This window comes from Streptomyces niphimycinicus (assembly GCF_018883605.1).
GTDB classification, from domain to species: domain Bacteria; phylum Actinomycetota; class Actinomycetes; order Streptomycetales; family Streptomycetaceae; genus Streptomyces; species Streptomyces niphimycinicus.
The window spans coordinates 1-2466 of sequence record NZ_JAHLEM010000940.1; the positions used below are offsets into that span (position 1 = coordinate 1).

Consider the following 2466-nt stretch of genomic DNA (forward strand, 5'->3'; position numbering starts at 1 on the left):
GCGGCCGACGGCGCCGCGCCCAATGCCGTCGAGAGTGCCGCGCCCGATGCCGTGGTCGCGGTGAGCGCCCCCGCCCGCTGGTACTACCGGGGCACCGCGCCCATGCGGCGGGTCCACTGGGCGATCACCCGGCCGACCGGCCGCCTGGTCTCCCGCTACGGGCTGCGCACCCGGATCGACCCCCGCGGCTGGGCCGTCGACCCGCTGTCCCCGGTGGCCGCGGCGCCGCTGATCGCGCCGACGCCGCTGCTGATCGTGCACGGCGACCGGGATCCGTACTTCCCGCTGGACCATCCGCGGATGCTGGCGTCGGCGGCGGACCCGTCGGCCACGGAGCTGTGGATCGAACCGGGCTTCGGCCATGCCGAGACGGCCGCCTCCCCCGCCCTGCTGGGCCGCATCGCCGACTGGGCGGCGACCCACGCCTGAGGGGGCGGCCCACGCCTGAGGGCGCCGCCCCCGCCTCAGGGGCGGCCCACGCCTCAGGCGGGGGCCCACACCCGAGGAGTGCCCGAGCGAACGCGCCTACTCGGCCTCCGCCACCGGCTCCGCGAACTGGGACGCGTACAGCCGGGCGTACGCACCGCCCGCCGCGAGCAGCGCGTCATGCGAGCCCTGCTCCACGATCCGCCCCGACTCCATCACCAGGATCACGTCCGCGTCCCGGATGGTCGACAGCCGGTGCGCGATCACGAAGCTGGTACGGCCGCTCCGCAGCGAGGCCATCGCCCGCTGGATGAGGACCTCGGTACGGGTGTCGACCGAGCTGGTGGCCTCGTCCAGCACCAGGATCGACGGCTCGGAGAGGAACGCCCGGGCGATCGTGATGAGCTGCTTCTCCCCGGCGCTGACATTGGAGCCCTCCTCGTCGATCACCGAGTCGTAGCCGTCCGGCAGGGTCCGTACGAAGCGGTCCACATAGGTGGCCTTCGCCGCCTCGACGATCTTCTCGAAGCTCGCCCCTTGCGCGCCGTACGCGATGTTCTCGGCGATCGTCCCGCCGAACAGCCAGGTGTCCTGGAGCACCATCCCGATATGGGAGCGCAGCTCCTCGCGTGACATCTCGGCGATGTCCACCCCGTCCAGCGTGATCCGCCCGCCGCTGACGTCGTAGAACCGCATCAGCAGATTGACCAGCGTGGTCTTTCCGGCTCCGGTCGGGCCGACGATGGCCACGGTCTGCCCGGGCCGCACCGACAGCGACAGACCGTCGATGAGCGGCGTGTCCGGCTGGTAGCGGAAGGAGACCTCCTCGAACGCGACCTGCCCCCGCACCGACTCCGGCCGCCGCGCGTCCACCGGCTCCGCGGTCTGCTCGGGCGCGTCCAGCAGCTCGAAGACCCGCTCGGCGGAGGCCACGCCCGACTGCACCATGTTGGCCATGGAGGCCACCTGGGTGAGCGGCTGGCTGAACTGCCGGGAGTACTGGACGAACGCCTGGACATCGCCGATCGACAGCGCGCCGGAGGCCACCCGGAGCCCGCCGACCACGGCCACCAGCACATAGTTGAGGTTCCCGATGAACATCATCGAGGGCTGGATCAGCCCGGAGATGGACTGGGCCTTGAAGCCCGCCGCGTAGAGCTTGTCGTTCTGCTCCCGGAACAGCTCCGCGGACTCCTTCTCCCGCCCGAAGACCTTCACCAGCGAGTGGCCGGTGTACATCTCCTCGATATGGGCGTTGAGCTTGCCCGTGGTCTTCCACTGGGCGACGAACTGCGGCTGGGCGCGCTTGCCGATGCGCGTCGTCACCCACACCGAGACCGGGACGGTGATCAGCGCCACCAGCGCCAGCAGCGGCGAGATCCAGAACATCATCGACAGCACGCCCACGATCGTCAGCAGCGAGGCCAGGATCTGGCTGAGGGTCTGCTGGAGCGTCTGCTGGATGTTGTCGATGTCGTTGGTGGCGCGCGAGAGCACCTCACCGCGCGACTGCTTGTCGAAGTACGACAGCGGCAGCCGGGCCAGCTTGTGCTCCACGTCCTCGCGCAGCCGGAAGACCGCGCGCTGGACGATGACCGTGGCCACCCGCGCCTGCACCAGGCCCAGAATCGCGGCGACGACATACAGCGCGGTGGCCCACAGCAGCACGACGCCGACCGCGTGGAAGTCGATGCCCTGGCCGGGGGTGACGTCCATCGAGGCCACCATGTCGGCGACCGTGCCCTGGTCCCTGTCGCGCAGCCACTGGACGGCCTGCTCCTTGTCGGCCCCGTCGGGCAACTGCCGTCCGATGATGCCCGCGAAGATCAGGTCGGTCGCCTCGCCGAGGATCTTCGGACCCACCACCGCGAGCGCGACGCTGCCCGTGCCCAGCGCGAGCACCAGCAGCGCGATGCCGCGCTCGGGGCGCAGCCGGGCCAGCAGCCGGCGGCCGGAGCCGCGGAAGTCCAGGGACCGCTCGGTCGGCTGCCCGCCCATGAACCGGCCGGGCCCGGCGGCGGGCGCCGGGCCCCAGCGCGG

General features: G+C 71.7%; 2 protein-coding genes. One reads left to right on the top strand and one right to left on the bottom strand.

Going from position 1 to position 2466, the window contains the following annotated elements; genetic code table 11:
* Window positions 1-429 (top strand): alpha/beta hydrolase family protein (locus KN815_RS45825; protein ID WP_507229934.1); only part of this gene is annotated, 429 nt, incomplete at its 5' end.
* 96 nt (window positions 430-525) lie between these two features.
* On the opposite strand, the gene KN815_RS45830 is transcribed toward KN815_RS45825, so the two are convergent.
* Window positions 526-2466, bottom strand: a 1941-nt coding sequence (locus tag KN815_RS45830; RefSeq protein WP_301184706.1) for an ABC transporter ATP-binding protein, incomplete at its 5' end; no start/stop codon positions are given.